The organism is Cytobacillus sp. FSL R5-0377 (assembly GCF_038004385.1).
Lineage (GTDB): Bacteria > Bacillota > Bacilli > Bacillales > Cytobacillaceae > Cytobacillus.
In genome coordinates, this window is the sequence record NZ_JBBORA010000001.1 from 606,937 (window position 1) to 626,946 (window position 20,010).

Below are 20,010 nucleotides of genomic sequence, written 5' to 3' on the forward strand. Positions count from 1 at the left end.
TCACTTCCAATTTATTTTCTAGGAGAATTGCTTTTTGCAAAAAATCTATAAATATATGTAAACTTGTTAAAGAGCATTCTAATGAGCGAGTCCGAATTTAATTTGTTCGATCTTTTCCAAACGAACAGTATGAAGTTGGCCTGTAGAATCTGCCCAGTTGGCCATTTTTTCCCCTAATTCAATTGCATACACCCGATCAATAACAGTCGGATTCCCCCCGATGCATTGTCCTTCTTCAATCATAACAGAACGGAAATCTACGTTTAATTCTGCATATATATGATTCTTTATGTTTTCTTCTTTAATTGTCCCATTAAATAACAAAAGCGCATAGTTATATCCATCTTCATATTTCTCGGCTATGTTCCTTGTAATCCGGTGGAATTCGTTTTTTTTCATCGGCCAAATATTCACATTCAAGCGCTTTTGCTGCAGCTTTTATAAATACTCCAGCTTTTTCTCCAGGAATCTCAATAAGGAATAACCTTTTTTTTGATAATAGTAAGGAACCGGCTGTGTCTTTGACCTTATATATGCTTTTTACTACTTCATTTATAGCAGAATCAAACCCTAACTGATAAAGATTTGATTCCTGGGAATCAAACAGGTTTATGGGAATCAAAAGTACACGGCAAACAGATTTCTTTGTCAGCAACTCGAAATTGAATTCTGCTAACTCCTTTTCATTATAAAATACAAACAAAATATCTAGATTGTTTACCATGCTGGCCCCGTGCCTCTTCCAAGCAGAATTTGAGATTGAACAAAGCCTTTTCGCTTGTTCCTGTCCGTTAAAACTCAGGTGTTCTATATTAGCTTCTTTTTGGGCATCTTCTTGAATTCCGGTTACAACATAATCGTTTTGCCTTTCGAACCTATGAACTACTTGATCAATTGCTACATTAACGATTTGTGGAATCGTCCCTAGCTTTAGTATTCCGATTTTTTTCAAACTAGCTGCCCCCTTTTCTGCTCCCTCGATTTAGCGGGAATTTGATGATGTGTTGGAGAATGATTACCTTTTTCCAAAATTTTACATTTTATATGTAAACGATTACACATTAAATATAAACCTTATATCTGTTAATATCAACAATTACTTCACGTCTTTTTCGTAGGCTTTACTATGTCCGAACATAAGAAAACCCTCGATACCAATGGTATCAAGGGTTGGGGTTGATAGTATTAATACATGCTCAAGTACTGCTCGCGCTCCCATGGATGCACTTGCGTACGGAACATATCCCATTCGATTTCTTTCGCTTCAATGAAGTGTTCGAAAATGTGGTCTCCAAGAGCAGAAACAATTACTTCATCTCTCTTTAGTTCTTCAAGAGCTGCAGCCAATGTAGGCGGCAGATCCTTGATTCCCTCTTCCTCGCGCTCTTCTTTTGTCATCACATAGATATTGCGATCCACTGGAGCTGGAGGAGTCATTTTATTTTTGATACCGTCCAGGCCAGCTTTTAATAATACGGCCATCGCAAGGTATGGGTTCGCTGCTGGGTCAACGCTGCGCACCTCAACACGTGTACTTACTCCGCGGGAAGCAGGAATACGGATGAGAGGTGAACGGTTTTGAGCAGACCAGGCAACATAGCAAGGTGCTTCATAGCCTGGAACCAGACGCTTGTATGAGTTAACGATAGGGTTGGTCACTGCTGTAAATGCAGTTGCATGATTCACAATTCCAGCAATAAAGTGGCGGGCATCATCACTTAGCTGAAGGTCACCGGTTTCATTGAAGAATGCATTTTTGCCATCCTTGAATAGTGAAACATTGCAGTGCATTCCGGATCCGCTGACACCGAATAAAGGCTTCGGCATGAATGTCGCATGTAAACCGTGCTTGCGGGCAATTGTTTTTACAACAAGCTTGAATGTTTGAATTTGGTCACAAGCTGTTAAAGCATCAGCATATTTGAAGTCAATTTCGTGCTGCCCAGGCGCAACTTCATGGTGGGAAGCTTCAATTTCAAAGCCCATTTCTTCCAGCTCAAGTACGATATCACGGCGGCAGTTTTCCCCAAGATCAGTTGGAGCAAGGTCGAAGTATCCGCCATTGTCATTCAATTCAAGAGTTGGTTCTCCTGCTTGGTCAAGCTTAAAAAGGAAGAACTCCGGTTCAGGTCCTAAGTTAAAATCAGTATATCCAAGGTCTTCCATTTCTTTAAGGATGCGTTTTAGGTTGCTTCGCGGATCGCCAAGGAATGGAGTGCCATCCGGATTATAGATATCACAGATTAGACGTGCTACTTTACCTTTTTCCGCAGTCCAAGGGAATACTACCCAAGTATCAAGGTCTGGATATAGATTCATGTCTGATTCTTCAATGCGGACGAATCCTTCAATTGAAGATCCATCAAACATCATTTTGTTATCAAGCGCTTTTTCAAGCTGGCTAATTGGAATTTCCACGTTCTTAATTGTTCCAAGGATATCCGTAAACTGTAAACGGACAAATTTCACATTCTCCTCTTCTGCAATACGTTTAATATCTTCTTTAGTAAACTTGGCCACTGGTAGTTCCTCCCTTAAATTTACATAAGTGATTTATTTTTTGCTCTGTTGGTGCTTGCAAGAGATCCAAGACATTATCAACGAGCTTAAAAACGGAATTTTTAATGGAAAAAGCGGTGCATGTTGCCCTGACGGGATGAAGAACGATTAAAACGTCCTGCCTGCACAATTTCCTTGCGAAGAAGTTTCCGGATTTCTTCATCCGAAAGATCGCGCCTCGCTTTTTCAGATTGCTTATTCATCGTTTCAGTTAGAGCTTGCTGTTCTTTAACGAAAAATAGCTGCTTGATCCCGGCCATATTTACGCCTTGATCTATTAAATCTTTGATTTCCAAAAGGACATCGATGTCATTTAAGGAAAAAAGCCTTCTATTTCCGTCAGTTCTTGCTGGAGAAATCAATTGGTGTTCTTCATAGTAGCGAATCTGCCTGGCAGTCAGGTCAGTCAGCTGCATGACAGTACCAATTGGGAAAAGCGGCATGGAACGTCGAATCTCGCTTCCAGTCAACTATTTCTCCCCCTTTTCAATTACTTCTTGATCTTATTATATGTAATGTAAGAAAATATGTCAATCATATGTTAGGTTTTATGACATGATTTTTTCAAAAAATTTTTGCCTTTCATATTTTCATATAATTCTCAGTTAAGCAAAAGAAAGGGACAACTGACTAAGCAGCTGTCCCTCTTATATTTACCTAATTTATTTGAACTAAACCCTTTTCCAGCAATTGGTTTAGCGCAATGCATACAGCCATTTTTACATGCGAATAAGTAAGACCGCCCTGTACATAGGCTACGTAGGGAGGCCTGATCGGACCGTCTGCAGTCAGCTCAATGCTTGCACCCTGGATAAAAGTGCCGGCTGCCATGATGACATCATCTTCATATCCCGGCATGTATGCAGGGTAGGCTGTTACATGGGAATTAACCGGTGATGCAAACTGAATCGCCTGGCAAAAGGCAACCATTTTTTCTTTATCATCGAATTGGACAGATTGGATTAAATCAGTTCTTTTACGGTCCCATTTTGGATTGGAGTTCATTCCAAGCTTTTCAAGCAGAGCTGCTGTAAAAACCGCCCCTTTCAGTGCCTGGCCGACAACGTGCGGAGCAAGAAAAAAGCCCTGATACATTTCCTGAAGGCTATATAGGGACGCACCCGCTTCTGCACCAATTCCCGGGGAAGTCATCCTGTAAGAGCAGGCTTCCACCCATTTTTTCCTTCCGACAATATATCCGCCAGTCTTTGCAATGCCGCCGCCAGGATTCTTAATCAGCGACCCGGCCATCAAATCTGCCCCAACATGGCACGGCTCTCTGTCCTCTACAAACTCCCCATAACAATTGTCAACAAAAATAACCGCATCCGGCTTAATTTCCTTTACAAACTTAATCATTTCTTCAATTTGTTCAATTGTGAAAGATGGTCTTGTTGCGTATCCTTTAGAGCGCTGAATGCCGATCATTTTCGTGCTGGGCTTGATGGCTTTTTCAATTGCAGGATAATTTATGCCCCCATCTTCATTCAGCGGGATGCTATTGTATCCAATCCCGAACTCTTTCAGCGAGCCGTTGCCTGTTCCCCGAATTCCCACGATTTCTTCAAGTGTGTCATACGGCTTGCCTGTTATGTACAGCAATTCATCACCCGGCCGCAATACGCCAAAGAGTGCAATGGAAATGGCATGGGTGCCTGATATAATCTGAGGGCGCACTAATCCGGCCTCACCGCCGAATACTTCTGCATATATGTTTTCCAATGTATCCCTGCCGATGTCATCATAACCGTAGCCGGTTGATGGCATAAAATGAGAATCGCTGACTTTGAAATTTTGAAAGCTCTTCAATACCCGGAATTGGTTCTCATCAATCCGCTCTTCAATGTTCTTAAATACCCCTGAAATTTGCTGCTCCACTTCTTTTACTATCGGCTGCAGCTTTTCTCCTTGTGATAACTGTTGAAACATGTTGTTCTCCTAACTATACAGTATATTTCGTTAAAGGCCCTGAAATTTGATGGTCTTCGAGATAATAACCCTTGCATATATAGAGTTCTTTGTCTTCATTAAAAGTTAATTCCCTCAGGATGGTTTCATTCTTAAGCTGTGACAGCAGTTTTCCTTCTGTCGACGGCACTTCAACATGGTAAGGCTTCATCATCCCCAGGATTATCTGCTCAATTTTCCTTTTCAGCTCATTTCGGTCATTTTCTTCAAAAGCGCTGATCTGAATCGTTTCTGTCCTGGCGGTCGGGACAAAATCAGGATGCCTAAGATCTCTCTTATTATATACCGTCAGCTGCGGTATTTTATCGTTTTCCAAATCTTCTATTAGTTTATTGACTGTCTGCTCATGCTGGTAATAATCCGGATTGGACATATCGACTACATGGAGAAGGAGATCTGCTTCCTTTACTTCTTCCAGGGTGGACCGGAAAGCCGCAATCAATGTAGTCGGCAAATCCTGAATAAATCCGACTGTATCAGTCACAAGTGTAATGAACCCGCTTGGCAAAATCAGCTTGCGGGTCATTGGGTCAAGTGTGGCAAACAGTTGATTCTCTTCATAAGAGTCAGCTTCAGACAACCTGTTGAAAATTGTGGACTTCCCAGCGTTTGTATAGCCGACAAGTGCAATTTGGAATGCTTTGTTTTTCTTTCTCCGTTCACGGTATCTATCCCGGTGCTGCACGATAACGGAAAGCTGGGTCTTAATATCATCAATACGGCGGCGGATATGCCGGCGGTCTGATTCCAGCTTGGTCTCACCCGGTCCCCTTGTTCCAATTCCCCCTCCAAGTCTTGAAAGCTGGATACCCTGACCTGAAAGGCGGGGCAGCAAATACTGCAATTGGGCTAATTCAACCTGCAGTTTCCCTTCTTTAGAGCGCGCCCTCTGAGCAAAAATATCTAATATCAGCTGTGTCCGGTCAATGATCCGTGCATCCAGCTCTGCAGATAGGTTTCTAACCTGGCTTGGTGAAAGCTCATCGTTAAAAATGATAAGATCTGCTTCCATTTCTTCCTGAAGAGCAGCCAGTTCCTCCACTTTTCCTTTTCCTATATATGTAGATGGATGAACCCGGTCCCTTTTTTGCGTAACCATAGCTAAAACTTTACCATTGGCAGTCTCGGTTAAGGATTCCAATTCTTCCATTGAATATTCAAACCGCTGATCATCTTCTTCAGTATGACAGCCGACAAGAATGACTTTTTCATAATCTGGCTTATTTTCCAACCAGCATCCCTCTTTCAAATTCTTATTTTAATTGATCATATCAAAAAACATGGTCAAATACTAATTTTCTCCGCTAGCCAAAGGCTTTGAACCTTTCAATTAAAATGCAAAAAAAGGTTGTAATTCTTCTTTTCCATGTTAAAATCATATTGTTTGGAAAGAATTGACGTTTGTAATTAATTTGGACAAAAATAGATTTAGAGATTTGCATCATGAGGAGAAATGGCATATGACATGGGAAGTTTTAAGTATGATTGGCACTATTGCCTTTGCTGTCAGCGGTGCAATTGTAGCCATGGAAGAAGAATATGACATTCTGGGCGTTTATATACTCGGGATTGTTACTGCTTTTGGCGGCGGGGCCATCCGAAACCTGCTAATAGGCGTTCCTGTCTCCGCCCTTTGGGAACAGGGGTTATTTTTCCAAATTGCCCTTCTATCCATCACAGCAGTAATGCTGTTCCCTAACAACCTGCTCAAACACTGGCAAAAATGGGGCAATTTCACTGACGCAATCGGGTTATCCGCGTTTGCCATCCAAGGAGCCCTTTACGCAACGGAAATGAATCATCCTTTAAGCGCTGTTATTGTAGCAGCTGTATTGACCGGAAGCGGCGGGGGAATAGTCCGCGATCTTCTTGCAAGAAGAAAACCGCTGGTATTGCGATCTGAAATTTATGCTGTCTGGGCAATCCTTTGCGGTTTCGCAGTAGGACTCGACATCGCTTCAGAGCCGTTTGAACTTTATACTTTGTTTATTATCATTACCGCTTTGCGGGTTTTATCTTACACATATAATTGGAAGCTGCCCGTTAAGAGACTGGGGACAAAGGCATCGGCGTAAGCCGGTGCTTTTCATATTGAAGAAGGCTATCTCTTAATTAAAAAGACCTGCTCAATCCTGAGCAGGCCACTTATTATTGCTTTACATTCGCCATAATCGTGTTAGGATCAAAGCCAATGACCCATTTTCCATTCACATAAACTTGAGGCACTCCCATTTGTCCGGTGGTTTCAACCAGTTTTTGTGCCTCCCTCTGGTCATTTTGGACATTAACCTCTTTATACTCCAGCCCCTGCTGATCCAGGAAATTCTTAACCATCGTACAGTACGGACAAGTATTCGTAGTATAAACCGTAATTTCATTCATTTTACATTCCTCCTCCAGTAAAAAACAATGCCAATGTGTCTTGACACTGCCTTTTAATTACAATATCCCCTTAATCGGTTTCTTGAAACACCAAATCATTGCTCCTGATGGTCATTAAATCATGTTTGTCATAGCTATTTTGCAGTAACAGGCGCATGGCCTGTGCCCTGATAGATTTTTCAAGGATGTTTCTGATATAACGCCCGTTCGAAAAGCTGTTTGGGCTTAAATTGTTTTTTACAAAGTGCAAGTGCTCCCTCAGCTTCTTTTCGGATTCGTGACTTAAAGTATACTCCCTTTCCTTTAGCATCCTCTGACCAATTTCCATCAGCTGCTCTATCGAGTAATCAGGGAAGTCAATAACAAGGGGAAAACGGGAATGAAGCCCCGGGTTCAAGGTCAGGAAATGATTCATTTCTCTGGAATAGCCTGCAAGAATCAGTATAAATTCATGCTGCCGATCCTCCATATGCTTGACGAGAGTGTCAATGGCTTCCTTTCCAAAATCTTTCTCTCCCCCTCTGCCTAACGAGTATGCTTCGTCGATAAACAGAATTCCGCCTATCGCTTTTTTAACCAGATCCCTTGTTTTTTGGGCTGTATGTCCAATGTATTCACCGACAAGGTCGGCCCGCTCCGCTTCAATCAAATGTCCTTTTGACAGCACATTCATTTTTTGAAAAAGCTTGCCTATTAAACGGGCAACAGTTGTTTTACCTGTACCGGGATTCCCTTTGAACATCATATGCAATGCTTGCTTTCCAGCTTTGAGGCCGGCCTCTTCCCGCTTCTTATTCACATAAATCCAGGCATAAATCTCCTTGATCATTTTCTTCATTTCTTCCATTCCCACAAGAGCGCCAAGTTCTTCTTCAATTTCTTTGAGAGCTGTATGCTCAGCCGGAATGACTTTTGGAGCCGCTTGGGATTCGGGAAGCTCTTTTGTGTATGTTTTACGCTTTTGTGAATTGAGAACGATGCTGATCTGTCCGTTATTTTTCAAGCGAATCGGCTGGTCCAAAAGCTATCACCTCACATTCTTAGCACAGTATACGCACAGAAGTATTTGTTGTGACAAAAGCCTATATGATCCCCGAGTATACGGTAATTAGGCTAAAATGCGACAAAGTCCCGCCCTTTTCAACAAGAATCAATGCAGGAGTGTCAGTTCATGCGGTTTCCCGAGAAATAACGGGTTTTTCTCCGCTTTTGGAGTATGCGGAGAACAGGCATTTACAGCCAGTACATGGGGAACAAGCCCGCCAATTGTCTTCCCCTCATATCCGCATAAATTCTCATATCTATATGTATTCAGCCATCATCCATTTCATTAAAAATATTTGTCTTTGCATAAGAAAATAGCCCGCTTCAGTCGAAGCGGGCTTTTCTTGCAGTTATATTATTGCTGGTTTTCCATATCCAGCTGAACATTGCGCTGTGGAACGAAGGTAGAAATGGCATGCTTATAAACAAGCTGCTGTTTCCCTTCTGATTCGAATAATACTGTAAAATTATCAAAGCCTTTAATTTGGCCTCTAATCTGGAATCCATTCAACAAAAATACAGTACAATTAATATTATCCTTGCGAAGCTGATTGAGTACCTGGTCTTGAATATTGATTGCTGATTTCATTATAATCCTCCTCTTTTATCTCTATCATTATGTATTCGATTTTATTTTCAGCTTTCCTTCAATATGAGCAGAAATTTCAGCGAATTTTTTTTCAAACTCATGAGGGTCGGCTGTATCGGACATATCAAACCATTCCACATTCATCTTGTTTCGAAACCATGTTAGCTGCCTTTTTGCATATCTTCTTGAATTTTGCTTAAGATTTTCAACCGCATCCTCCAGTGAGACATGCCCATTAAAGTATTCATACAGCTCTTTATACCCGATGGCCTGTATGGACTGGCAATCTTTTAAGTCCTGATCATACAGGGCTCTCACCTCTTCCAGCAAGCCTTCCTGCATCATGATCTCGACTCTCTGGTTAATGCGGTCATATAAAGTTTCCCGATTCATCGTTAACCCAATCAGCGCCGCATCATAAAGAAGAGCCGGATCCTGTTGCTCCTGATACTGGGACATCTTTTTTCCTGTGCAATGGTAAATTTCCAGCGCCCTGATCACTCTGCGAATGTTATTGGGGTGAATTTTTTCCGCGCTTTCAGGGTCTATGTCCAAAAGCTCCTTATAAAGTTCTGTGTTCCCTTCCCTTTCGGCGCGCTTCTCCAATGTTTTCCTAAATTCCTCATTTGAAGGCGCATCAGAAAATTGGTAATCATAAATAACAGATTGAATATACAATCCCGTCCCCCCAACAATCATTGGAAGTTTGCCGCGAGAAGTAATCTCTGTGATTTTGCTTCGGACCAGTTCCTGAAATTCGGCTGCCGAAAATGGATCTTCAGGATTTTTGATATCGATGAGATGATGCGGAATCCCGGCCATTTCTTCTTCTTTAATTTTGGCCGTGCCGATATCCATGCTTTTATATATCTGCATTGAATCTCCGCTAATGACTTCCGCATTAAATCTTTTTGCCAGAAGAATGCTCATTTTTGTTTTACCAACAGCTGTAGGGCCAATCAGCACCGCAAGCTTTTCTTTTTCACTCATCTGTTCACTGCCTTTACTGCCATCTTAATTTAATCCTACCATATAGCAGGAAAATTTTTCAGGTATCATCTTACCATTCTTTTCATAAAAACAGAACATTTATGCATTATAAACAAGTTTTCTCTTTCCTATTCGACAATTTTCCTAAAATTTTCTTATAAAATTACATTTTATTAACGATTCCATAACAAATAAAGGCTAACCCCCAAAATCATGTTAATTTATTAGAAGGTTATATTGTGACAATATAAATTTGAAAATAGGTGAAGAATTCATGTTAAATACATCTGAAATTGGAATAGACTTAGGAACTGCTAATATTCTTGTATACAGCAAAACAAAAGGCATTATCCTCAATGAACCTTCAGTAGTAGCAATTGATACAGAAACGAAAAAAGTGTTAGCTGTTGGTAAAGAAGCAAAAGAGATGATCGGAAAAACACCAGGCCGCATCGTTGCCATCCGTCCGCTAAAAGACGGGGTTATTGCCGACTATGACACAACAACTGAAATGCTTCGCCAGGTTATGCGAAAAGCATCGAAATCAGTTGGATTTGCCATCAGAAAGCCAAATGTCGTTGTATGTACGCCATCTGGTTCAACCAGTGTTGAAAGAAGAGCCATCCAAGATGCTGTACGCAATGCTGGAGCGAAGAAAGTCCATTTGATTGAAGAGCCTGTAGCAGCAGCAATTGGTTCAGGCATGCCTGTTGATGAGCCTGTTGCCAACGTGGTTGTTGATATTGGCGGGGGTTCAACTGAAGTGGCAATCATTTCATTTGGCGGTGTTGTTGCCTGCAATTCAATCCGGATTGGCGGAGACAGACTTGACGATGACATTATTCAATATGTCCGTAAAGAGTACAATGTACTTATAGGAGAAAGAACAGCCGAGCATATTAAAATGGAAATCGGCTACGCTCTGATTGATCATGAAGAACTGACAATGGAAGTGCGCGGCCGCGACCTCGTTACCGGCCTGCCTAAGACTATTACATTGTCATCCTATGAAATCCGCGATGCTATTAAAGAATCATTGCTTCATATTCTCGAAGCAATCCGTGCAACCCTAGAGGACAGCCCGGCTGAACTTAGCGGAGACATCGTAGACCGCGGTGTAATCCTTTCTGGAGGCGGTGCCCTTTTAAATGGCATGCAGGAATGGCTTTCACATGAAATTGTGGTGCCTGTTCACCTTGCCCCAAGCCCGCTTGAATCAGTAGCAGTTGGAACAGGAAAAGCCCTTAAATTTATTGATAAGCTGCATACGGCAGTAAGATAAGCAGTAAAAAAGCATCTACTTTGTAAAGTGGATGCTTTTCTTTTATTAGTTAAGAGCGGCAATTTGATATTTATACGTAAAAACGAATTTAATCGGAGATATTCAGGTTTTTAAGATAATAATTATGCGATTGAAGACATCTAGTTTACATAATATAATTATCGTTTATAACTAAATAGACGCCGAACCAATCTGGTTCAGCGTCTATTTTCTACATTACCCTCTTAAACATTTTCTCCATCTCATAAATAGAGTAATGAATGATGATTGGCCGTCCATGCGGGCATGTGAACGGATCAGAGGACCTTCTCAATTCATCAAGCAGCGCCTGAATTTCATCATTGCGCAGATGATGATTCGCCTTAATGGAAGCCTTACAGCTCATCATAATGGCAGCTTCCTCTCGCAGCTTTTTAATATCTACTCTCTTCATAGCTAAGAGCTGTTCAATCATATCCTCGATGATTTCCTGTTCTTCGCCTTTAGGCAGCCATTGCGGGTGGGAGCGTACGATAAAACTGTTATGTCCGAACGGCTCTAAAAACACTCCCACTTTTTCAAGTTCACTTTTGTATTCATCTATTTTTATATAATCATCAGTTGAGTATTCAAATGTCAGCGGAAGGAGCATCTCTTGCAATTCGCTTTCAACCTGTCCGACCTTCTCCCTGAAATACTCGTACTTAATCCGCTCCTGTGCAGCATGCTGGTCAATGATATAAAGGCCCCGGTCATTCTGTGCAAAAATATACGTTCCATGCATTTGTCCGATTGGATAAAGCGGGGGCACCCGCGATGGCTCCTCAATTGTGGGCGTCTCTGCAAAAAATTGACCCAGCCCGGCAGCTCTTGGCTCTTCCGGCTGGAATAAATGCTGATCTTCATCAGATGATTTTTCAGCTGAATTGCTTAAACCAATAGAAGGAGCACCCTGCTTTTCAGCTGTTTCTTCTCCTGACGGCTCAGCATAATGGCTTTGTTTAAATTGGGGAACTGCATCTATCGGATATTGCCGGACAACCTCCTCCCTCGTTTCCCGGACAAAGGAGGAAGGCTTATTTTCCTGCTGCTCCGGCAAATGATCCAGTTCTAGAGCAGTCTGTTCCGATTTGGGCTTTAGGCTCTTCGGCTGTGTAAATCCGGAAGGAATCAGTTCCTCTTTCTTAAATGCATTTTTTAAAGCACCAGATACCAAATCATTTAATTCATGCTCCTTGCTTAAGCGTACCTCCATTTTCGAAGGATGGACGTTAACATCGACAAGGAGCGGATCCATTTCTATATTCAGCAGGACAATCGGGTAGCGTCCAATTGGCAGCAAGGTATGATATCCATCTTGAATGGCTTTGGCCAATGAGTAATTTTTGATAAAGCGGCCGTTAATCATGGTAGAAATGTAGTTTCTTGACGCTCTTGTAATCTCCGGCAGTGCCGCATACCCGCTGATCTTAAAATCCAGTGAGCTTGCTTCAATCCGCACCATCTTTTTCACGATATTAATCCCATAAATAGCTGCCAGGACCTGCCGGACATCCCCGTTTCCGTTCGTCTGCAGAAGCTTCCGCTCATTGTGGATCAGGCGGATGGCCACCTCCGGATGGGCAAGCGCCAGCCTGTTAACCACATCTGTAATATTGCCAAGCTCTGTGTGAATCGTTTTCATATACTTGAGCCGAGCCGGTGTATTGAAAAATAAATCTGTTACAGTGAGGTCTGTCCCTTTTCTGCCGGGTGCCTTTTCCATCACGTCCACTTTTCCGCCTTCAATGACTACGCGTGTGCCGGCATCGCCTGTGGAAGTTTTCATCTCAATTCTGGAAACCGACGCAATACTGGGCAATGCCTCGCCGCGGAACCCGAGCGTGCGGATGCGGAAAAGGTCATTTTCGTCTTTTATTTTGCTGGTAGCATGGCGATGAAAGGCACTCAGAACATCATCTTCCTCAATGCCATCACCATTATCAATAATACGAATTTTAGCCAGCCCTGCTTCTTCCACTTCAATTTCAATAATCGTGCTTCCGGCATCAATTGAGTTCTCCATCAGTTCCTTTACCACTGATGCAGGCCGCTCCACCACCTCGCCGGCAGCAATCTTATTTGAAAGAGAATCATCAAGCTGAATGATTTTCCCCATCTCGTCACCCCCTATTTATTAATTCTTAAGTTTCTTATGCAGCTCATATAATGTATTTAATGCCTGCATTGGCGTCATATCCAAGATATCCAGCGCTCTGACTTTATCAAGGAACTTCTTTTCTTTAGAGCTTGTTACAGGTTTCTTTAGATCTTCAGAATCCTCAAAGAAGGATAATTGGGCTTGTGGCTCTGCAATATTTTCTGCAGCAGTAACCTCTTTTTTCACGGGATGAGTGTCGTTTGATTCCAGCCCTGTTAAAATTTCATTTGCCCTTACAATCAGTTCATTCGGCAGCTCTGCAAGCTGGGCCACATGGATACCATAACTTTTATCTGCTGCTCCTTCCTTAATTTTATGAAGGAACACGACCCGGCCATTTTGCTCGACTGCGCTGACATGGATATTTTTCACTTTTTGGAGTTCTTCTTCAAGCACGGTTAATTCATGGTAGTGAGTGGAAAACAAAGTTTTCGCACCAATCCGGTTGTGTATATATTCAATGATTGCCTGTGCCAATGCCATTCCATCATAAGTGGATGTTCCCCGCCCGATTTCATCAAATAAAATTAAGCTATTCTGAGTGGCATTCACAATTGCATTTCTCGCTTCGAGCATCTCTACCATGAAGGTACTCTGCCCCGAAATAAGGTCATCAGCAGCTCCAATTCTCGTAAATACCTGGTCGAAAATAGGAAGCACTGCTTCATCAGCGGGCACATAGCATCCGATTTGGGCTAAAATTGCTGTAAGTGCAATTTGACGCATATACGTACTTTTACCGGACATATTCGGTCCTGTAATCAGCAGCATTTCCCTGTCCGCATCCATATGACAATCGTTTGGCACATATTCCTGTGCGTTCAGCACCTTTTCAACGACTGGATGACGGCCGTCTTTAATATAAACCCGTCTTTCATTTGAAAAGCTTGGTTTTGTATAATGTCTCTGTTCGCTGACAGCGGCGAAGCATTGAAGAACATCCAGCTCACTAACCGTTTTCGCCAGCTTTTGCAATCTGGGTATATATTCTTTTACGTATTCGCGGACATTAGTAAATAATTCATACTCAAGCTCCACACACTTCTCCTGTGCTTCCAGTATGAGTGCCTCTTTTTCCTTCAATTCCGGTGTAATAAATCGTTCCGCATTCGTAAGGGTCTGCTTGCGCTCATATTGCCCTTCCTGAAGAAGGTGCAGATTGGCTCGGGTTACTTCGATATAATAGCCAAACACACGATTAAAACCGATTTTCAAAGATTTAATGCCTGTTTTTTCACGTTCCTGCTTCTCAAGCAGGGCAATCCAGGTCTTGCCGTTGCGGCTGGCATCACGATATTTATCCAGCTCTTCATGATAGCCGTCCTGAATAATGTTTCCATCCTTCAAAGACAGCGGCGGATTTTCCATTATGGCACTTTCCAATGTATCTGTTACTTCCTCACAGGCATCCAGGCGCTCAGCTAGCCTTAATGCTTCATCATTTGGAAGCTTTGAAACCATTTCTTTTAAAATGGGTATCTGCTGAAGCGACTTCTTAAGCTGCACCAGGTCACGGGCATTCACATTTCCAAAAGCAACTCGTCCTGCAAGCCGTTCCAGATCATAAACTTCCTTCAGCTTTTCCCGGATTTCTTCGCGTTCAAAGAAAGAACCTATCAGCGTTTCAACCAATGAATGGCGACGCTTGATTTCCTGTTCATCGATAAGCGGCCTGTCGATCCATTGCTTTAATAGACGCCCTCCCATGGCCGTCTTTGTTTCATCAAGAAGCCACAATAGCGAGCCCTTCTTGCCTTTGCTGCGGATGGTCTCTGTGAGCTCCAGATTCTTTTTCGAAAAATAATCGATTTTCATGTATTGATTTACTTGATAAGTTGCCACTTTTTGCAGATGATCCAGACTTCTTTTCTGCGTGCGGTACAAGTAATTAATCAGCCTGGATGATGTTCTCCTTAGCTTGTCCTGATTTAAATCAGCAAGAAGTCCTTCAAATGAGTCTCGCACTCCGCAATCATCCTCAAATGAAATCGCCATAACAGAGCGTTCTTTCATTCTCCTCTGCCATTCCCCGTCAAAGCCTGATGAGATGACTACCTCTTTAGCTCCTGACATAGACAGCTCATTCAAAACTTCATCAAAACCGCTGCTTAGCATCGTTACCTTCGTCTCACCTGTAGTTAAATCATTGGTGGCAAATCCAAAGGTTTCATCTTCAAAAGCAGAAATTGATGCAATGTAGTTGTTTTCTTTTTCCTGAAGACCTTTGCCTTCCATCATGGTTCCAGGGGTGATCAGCTGAACGACTTCCCGCTTCACAACCCCTTTTGCCTGTCTTGGGTCTTCCGTTTGCTCGCAGATTGCAACTTTGTATCCTTTTTCAATTAATTGCTCAATATAAACCGGTGCAGAATGATATGGCACTCCGCACATGGGAATCCGTTCTTCCGTGCCTCCCTCGCGGCTGGTTAATGTGATTTCAAGCTCTTGTGATGCTTTAAGTGCATCATCAAAAAACATTTCGTAAAAGTCGCCAAGGCGAAAAAATAAAAAGGCATCCTGATATTCTGCCTTTACTCGTAAATATTGCTGTATCATAGGCGTGTAAGCTGCTGCCATAACTTCCTCCAACGATCCATAATCTATTATTTTTATCATTTTTTTAGAAGATTCCTCTAAAAAACGTCTTAATCATTATATCATAGATTATTAGCTGACTCAGATGTGCAATATTTGCCTTGGCTAATTCGTATAGATTATTAAGCCTAAAAAACAGCAGCTCCCCAATGGAGAGCTGCCAGGATTCTCAATTATTAATGTATTTTTCAAACACATAGCCGAAGTCTTTAACATTGTATTTCTTGCGGCTGTTCATCAGCCAGTTGAAGGCTGTTTCGTTTAAAACACGGAAATTGTCCACTACATTGGCATCCTGATTGGATACTGAACGTCCAATCGTGCCTGATGCCAGATTTAGGCTTTTTTCAGCATATTCCATGGAAACTTCATTCTCCCGGCAAATCTCGGAAATGCGGATCAGAGCTTTGTACAAATCTTTCAATTCTTCGATATGCTTTTTATGTACGTCGATCGAGAATGCCTGAGAGCCGATCACAAATTTGATTTCCACATCTAAATCAACTGTACCAGCTGTTTCGAGCATCACATTTGAAATGCTGTATTCACGGTAGCTATAGCGCTTTAGAGTTCGTTTTTTACTGACAGCACTTGTGCCATCCAGATGTATAAGCGCCTTATTCGTAAAGCAGTACTCATCGGATTTGGACTTTATTAGGAAGTAAATTTTCTCATTATCTTCGTGCAGGACATAATCGTCAGCATCAACTTTGTCATAGTCAGCCGGTTGGATAACGCTCCCCACATCGCTTAATCCCAGCACATCAGAGGCAACCTTTTTAAACATAAACTCTCAACCTTTCTGCATTCATTTTATTACTTTGCTATTTTAACATATGCAGGAAAGCGATAGCTCTACGTTTTTCCAAGTTTGTTGTTTCTTGTTTAATTTAGTCTGTTGATTTTTGCTGCAGGCACGCAGCGAACCTGCGGAGAGTAATAGCTAGCCTCCTCGGCTTGGCCTGAGAGGACTCACACCTTTCGCAGGAAATTATACTAAGTTATGAAAAATGCAGCAAGCCTTGCAAAAACAGCCTTAAGAGCCGGAAGCTTTATATACCCGGGGTATTCATCAATACTATCTGCCATCCATCTGGATCTGCTATTGTTATTCCTCCTCTGCCCCAATATGGATTTTCCGGTTCTGTTTCCAAAAACCCTAAAGCAGCAAGCCTTTCGGCGATTTTATCACGCTCAAAACGATCTGCTACATAAAAGACTAAAAGATGCTCCTTTGTCGGCTGCGGAAGCTCCATTTTTTCCTTGGATTGTGTAAATTCAAGATGATACCGGCTGTCAGGCAAACCAATCATGACCCCATCATAGTCCTCATGATTCCAAAACTCGCCGACTCTTCTCAGTCCCAGTCCCTTTTCGTAAAAGGCAATAAGTTTATCAAGCTGATTTGTCGGACGTGCAATACGAAACTGCACTGCCGGGATGCCCCCTTCCCATTCTTTTCTCACAATCAATTCGTATGGATAATCCTTATGCTTAAATCTGTCATCTCTTGGCCCTGAAGCAAATATTTTAATAGGAGAAATTACGGCAGCCCTTTCAGTTGGATACCAATTCCGGCCCTCTTTCACAAGGACAAAAACCCCTTTTCTGTCCCCGTAAAAGGCAAACGTCTCACTGGAATCCATCTGTTCATTTTTCAGGAACTGATCTAACTCCTGCTCCATTGCAGAGACATCCTTAACAGGAAAACCAACCTCTCCGACGTCATGCCATTGGAACCAATCCTTTTTTGTTCCCTCAAAAGGACGCTCCAGCATCTCCAGAATATTCCCGTCCGGATCGACAAAATATGCCTGCTTGCCTTTCCAAAACATACTGTATTCGCCTTTCTGGTTTGGAAGCAGCACACTTTCAGCTCCTAATTTCTGGAACATGTGATCAAAGTATTCGGCATTTGTCCGGAAGCATACATGATAAATGGGAATCGAGTCACCTTTCTCAAAAAGCAGTTTTGTTGTGCCCGCCATAATCGTAAAATAACTTTCAGTTTCTGTCAGCAGCTCCATCTCCAGAACATTTGTATAAAAATCTTTCATTCTGTGAATATCATGGCATTTTAAATTCACTTGAAAAATTTGCATTTAGCCTCTCCCCTTTACATCTTATAGCTCCATTCTAAGGAAATGCTCTTTATAAAGGCTCAGACTAAAGATGGAAGCTTCTGTCGTTATTTCGCTTGATTTTAATAGTACGAGAATATAAGAACCCTTTCTATAAATTGTTGTACCAGGCCCAGCAATGCTGCAGGCTGATTTCTCCTCCTGGCCGCTTAGCGAACCGCAGGGCGGGCGTTGAATAGCCTCGAGGCTCTGCGTCTTCCGGGTTGGCCCGCTGCAGCCAGCCGCCCCCTGCGAAAACACCGAAATATCAAAAGAAAAACTAGGAAGCAAAACCTCCTAGTTTGTCATTACTCTTCTTCAGTTCCCACCAGAAAGTCAGGATTTAAATCCTCGAACTCTTCATCTTCCACATCAAGTCCCCAATCGTCATCATCACATTCGCACTTGTCTGGGTAAACAGCTACACAAACTTTTGTTTCGCCGATTACCTCAACCATGAACTCCCTTTCCACTGTGACGATGATTTTGTTGCCGTTTGGAGAAATAACAGCTTCACAGCAGCTCGGCTGCTGCAGAACACGGGCGATGACATCATGGTCATCCAAACAGTCCGGATCACGGTACTTCAATTTAATGACATCTTTATACTCAACCCGTTCGGTAACAACTTCGGTTTTTGTATTATTGTTATAAGAGTACCAAACGTTAATGTCATAATGGCCGCAGATTTCCACTGTTTTTCCAGCTTTTTTCGCCTCGTACGTATGGTTTATGATCCAGCAGCCAAGTATGCTTGACGGATGGTGTGACGGGCAGATCGTATGATTGGACTGTGTGAATTTTCGTCCTTTCGCAACGACCGCTTTCGTTATAATCTCTCTGTAATCTCCCATTGCGAGCGAACCCTCCTCATTCATTTTCAATTCATCCTATGCGGGATATTAGACTAGTGTGCGATAATTTTTATGAATGTTAGGCAAAAGTATTGGCATGATTTATAGTATGCCGGAAGCGGGCGAATGTTCCGATCAGTACAAATCCCGGGGGAGAATTAAATAAGTATAGATGCCTTCCTTAAGTAAAAGGCTTTACTCATAATTAGGTAATTAATATAAAAATGCACGTTTGTCCTATTACACCAGCGGAGACAGCTTGGCTAATGAATCAATATAATAAACTATCGATAAGGAGGTGAACAGGAATGGCAGACAAGGAGAACTCCAGCTATAAAGTTTCTATCAATGGAAAAGAGCTGACAGGGGAAGAGGCAAAACAATATGCAGAACAAATGGTTGCCAAATTCACTGAATCATTGGGCGGATTTTATACAAAAGGATTAGAAAAAATTCAGTCTGAAGAGTTAAAAGGAGATCTAATGGAAGCTTTCAAGCCGTTGAAAAACTTAGAAGGACTCTTCGCAAAAAATTCCTCCGGGATCGGGAACATGATTCCTGCATTAAAAAATCTGCTGCCTGTTGTGGAAACATCCGAGGATTATAAACAGGTAAAACTATCTGTAAACGGTAAAAAACTTCTGGATTTAGATCTTTCCGACATGATGAAGAAAGATTCATAATCTGGATAAGCCACTTCAATCAATTGAAGGAGGTGAAAACTATGCTATCAAGATGCTATGACAATAACGAGAATGACAATAGCGTATTGCCAAGCGGAGGAGCTGTAAATGGAGCAGACAGCGGCAATGAAGCGGAAGCTTTTACTTTCGCTGCACAAGCAAACCTTCCACAAACAAACCTAAACGGCCAATTGCCGATTTCTGGTGGAGGATTTGCCGTTAACGCTGCACTGATCAACATTCCAATTCTTTCAGCTCAATATAATGTTGCTAATGGAGGAGACTCCACAGCTATTTCTGTTAACACCACAACTCAGCAGCAAAGCAACAAAGCTTAATTAAAGATAAAGCATTATTTTCTATGCAGAGTATTAAAATGTCCAAAAAGAAGGGAGGGAGTACCATGCTAAGTCAAAGTATGCAAAAGCTCGATCTGGATCCGGAAGTCCTTAAGCAGCTGGGTATTCCAAAGGAGTTTATTGATATGGCTGCAGAAGCCGGGATACCCTCGATCAATAACCATGCTGCCGGCGGAAAGGGCGGACGGGCTATTAATCTGACATATGTGGACAATTACTCGACATTGCTGCTTGTATATACTTTCCTTCTTAACTTTTTGGACAAAAAGTCTGATGATTCAGGAACGAAAATGCTCAATCAATCCTTGCTGTCGACGTTAAATGCTGCGCTTATTGAACAGCAGGAGTATAGAAAAGAATTTTTAAAAGCAGTAGAACTATTGCGAAACCAATAAATGGCCTCCCC

The 20,010-nt window shown here is 42.1% G+C and carries 20 protein-coding genes and 1 pseudogene; 5 read left to right on the forward strand and 16 right to left on the reverse strand.

Annotation, left to right across the window (positions count from 1 at the left end; genetic code table 11):
- Window positions 1-78: 78 nt before the first annotated feature.
- The 6 genes from NSQ49_RS02995 to hflX all read right to left on the reverse strand — a co-directional run bounded on the left by NSQ49_RS02995 (window position 79) and on the right by hflX (window position 5,758).
- Window positions 79-399, reverse strand: a complete 321-nt coding sequence (locus tag NSQ49_RS02995) for a hypothetical protein (protein WP_159867007.1) — start codon at window positions 397-399, stop codon at window positions 79-81.
- Window positions 347-952, reverse strand: a complete 606-nt coding sequence (locus NSQ49_RS03000; RefSeq protein ID WP_159867004.1) for a hypothetical protein — start codon at window positions 950-952, stop codon at window positions 347-349. Before NSQ49_RS03000 ends, NSQ49_RS02995 begins: the two co-directional genes overlap by 53 nt.
- 233 nt (window positions 953-1,185) lie before the next feature.
- The gene (glnA, locus tag NSQ49_RS03005; RefSeq protein WP_159867001.1) at window positions 1,186-2,520 is read right to left on the reverse strand and encodes a type I glutamate--ammonia ligase; all 1,335 of its coding nucleotides are present in this window, start codon (window positions 2,518-2,520) and stop codon (window positions 1,186-1,188) included.
- Between the two features lie 101 nt (window positions 2,521-2,621).
- Window positions 2,622-3,029, reverse strand: coding sequence for a MerR family transcriptional regulator (locus NSQ49_RS03010; RefSeq protein WP_159866998.1), 408 nt, complete (start codon window positions 3,027-3,029; stop codon window positions 2,622-2,624).
- 187 nt (window positions 3,030-3,216) lie between these two features.
- The gene (locus tag NSQ49_RS03015) at window positions 3,217-4,488 is read right to left on the reverse strand and encodes a methionine gamma-lyase family protein (RefSeq protein WP_159866995.1); all 1,272 of its coding nucleotides are present in this window, start codon (window positions 4,486-4,488) and stop codon (window positions 3,217-3,219) included.
- A gap of 13 nt (window positions 4,489-4,501) precedes the next feature.
- Window positions 4,502-5,758, reverse strand: coding sequence for a GTPase HflX (gene hflX / locus NSQ49_RS03020; protein WP_159866992.1), 1,257 nt, complete (start codon window positions 5,756-5,758; stop codon window positions 4,502-4,504).
- A gap of 229 nt (window positions 5,759-5,987) precedes the next feature.
- Here hflX and NSQ49_RS03025 point away from each other — a divergent pair, with 229 nt between their 5' ends.
- The gene (locus NSQ49_RS03025; protein WP_159866989.1) at window positions 5,988-6,602 is read left to right on the forward strand and encodes a trimeric intracellular cation channel family protein; all 615 of its coding nucleotides are present in this window, start codon (window positions 5,988-5,990) and stop codon (window positions 6,600-6,602) included.
- 73 nt (window positions 6,603-6,675) lie between these two features.
- Here NSQ49_RS03025 and NSQ49_RS03030 read toward each other — a convergent pair whose 3' ends face one another.
- From NSQ49_RS03030 to miaA, 4 genes are all read right to left on the reverse strand, one after another.
- Entirely contained in the window at window positions 6,676-6,909 is a 234-nt protein-coding gene (locus NSQ49_RS03030) for a glutaredoxin family protein (RefSeq protein WP_159866986.1), read from the reverse strand.
- Between the two features lie 70 nt (window positions 6,910-6,979).
- Window positions 6,980-7,930: a stage V sporulation protein K gene (gene spoVK / locus NSQ49_RS03035; protein ID WP_159866983.1), complete on the reverse strand. Its 951-nt coding sequence runs from the start codon at window positions 7,928-7,930 to the stop codon at window positions 6,980-6,982.
- A gap of 378 nt (window positions 7,931-8,308) precedes the next feature.
- Window positions 8,309-8,542, reverse strand: coding sequence for an RNA chaperone Hfq (gene hfq, locus NSQ49_RS03040; protein ID WP_009330585.1), 234 nt, complete (start codon window positions 8,540-8,542; stop codon window positions 8,309-8,311).
- Between the two features lie 27 nt (window positions 8,543-8,569).
- Entirely contained in the window at window positions 8,570-9,532 is a 963-nt protein-coding gene (miaA, locus tag NSQ49_RS03045; protein ID WP_159862746.1) for a tRNA (adenosine(37)-N6)-dimethylallyltransferase MiaA, read from the reverse strand.
- A 274-nt stretch (window positions 9,533-9,806) separates the two neighbouring features.
- On the opposite strand from miaA, the gene mreBH reads away from it, so the two are divergent.
- The gene (gene mreBH, locus NSQ49_RS03050; RefSeq protein WP_251282847.1) at window positions 9,807-10,814 is read left to right on the forward strand and encodes a rod-share determining protein MreBH; all 1,008 of its coding nucleotides are present in this window, start codon (window positions 9,807-9,809) and stop codon (window positions 10,812-10,814) included.
- Window positions 10,815-11,025: 211 nt separating this feature from the next.
- On the opposite strand, the gene mutL is transcribed toward mreBH, so the two are convergent.
- From mutL to NSQ49_RS03080, 6 genes and pseudogenes are all read right to left on the reverse strand, one after another.
- Window positions 11,026-12,951: a DNA mismatch repair endonuclease MutL gene (gene mutL / locus NSQ49_RS03055; RefSeq protein ID WP_159862744.1), complete on the reverse strand. Its 1,926-nt coding sequence runs from the start codon at window positions 12,949-12,951 to the stop codon at window positions 11,026-11,028.
- An 18-nt stretch (window positions 12,952-12,969) separates the two neighbouring features.
- Window positions 12,970-15,570 carry a DNA mismatch repair protein MutS gene (gene mutS / locus NSQ49_RS03060; protein ID WP_159862743.1) on the reverse strand — a complete coding sequence of 867 codons (2,601 nt, stop codon included), beginning with the start codon at window positions 15,568-15,570 and terminating at the stop codon, window positions 12,970-12,972.
- Between the two features lie 187 nt (window positions 15,571-15,757).
- On the reverse strand, window positions 15,758-16,375 hold the full coding sequence (locus NSQ49_RS03065) for a PH domain-containing protein (RefSeq protein WP_159862742.1): 618 nt from the start codon (window positions 16,373-16,375) through the stop codon (window positions 15,758-15,760).
- A gap of 265 nt (window positions 16,376-16,640) precedes the next feature.
- Window positions 16,641-17,030 (reverse strand): VOC family protein, encoded by a 390-nt coding sequence (locus NSQ49_RS03070; protein WP_201306478.1) that lies wholly within the window; start codon window positions 17,028-17,030, stop codon window positions 16,641-16,643.
- 348 nt (window positions 17,031-17,378) lie between these two features.
- Window positions 17,379-17,690 (reverse strand): annotated as a pseudogene (locus NSQ49_RS03075) (VOC family protein); the annotation flags it as partial.
- 326 nt (window positions 17,691-18,016) lie between these two features.
- Window positions 18,017-18,562 (reverse strand): outer spore coat protein CotE, encoded by a 546-nt coding sequence (locus NSQ49_RS03080; protein ID WP_159862760.1) that lies wholly within the window; start codon window positions 18,560-18,562, stop codon window positions 18,017-18,019.
- A 308-nt stretch (window positions 18,563-18,870) separates the two neighbouring features.
- Here NSQ49_RS03080 and NSQ49_RS03085 point away from each other — a divergent pair, with 308 nt between their 5' ends.
- The 3 genes from NSQ49_RS03085 (at window position 18,871) to NSQ49_RS03095 (ending at window position 19,999) form a co-directional block, all read left to right on the forward strand.
- Window positions 18,871-19,245, forward strand: a complete 375-nt coding sequence (locus tag NSQ49_RS03085; protein ID WP_159862740.1) for a hypothetical protein — start codon at window positions 18,871-18,873, stop codon at window positions 19,243-19,245.
- 41 nt (window positions 19,246-19,286) lie between these two features.
- Complete coding sequence (locus tag NSQ49_RS03090) at window positions 19,287-19,583, forward strand: hypothetical protein (protein WP_159862739.1); 297 nt, start codon at window positions 19,287-19,289, stop codon at window positions 19,581-19,583.
- 65 nt (window positions 19,584-19,648) lie between these two features.
- Window positions 19,649-19,999: a hypothetical protein gene (locus NSQ49_RS03095; protein ID WP_159862738.1), complete on the forward strand. Its 351-nt coding sequence runs from the start codon at window positions 19,649-19,651 to the stop codon at window positions 19,997-19,999.
- Window positions 20,000-20,010 lie beyond the last annotated feature (11 nt).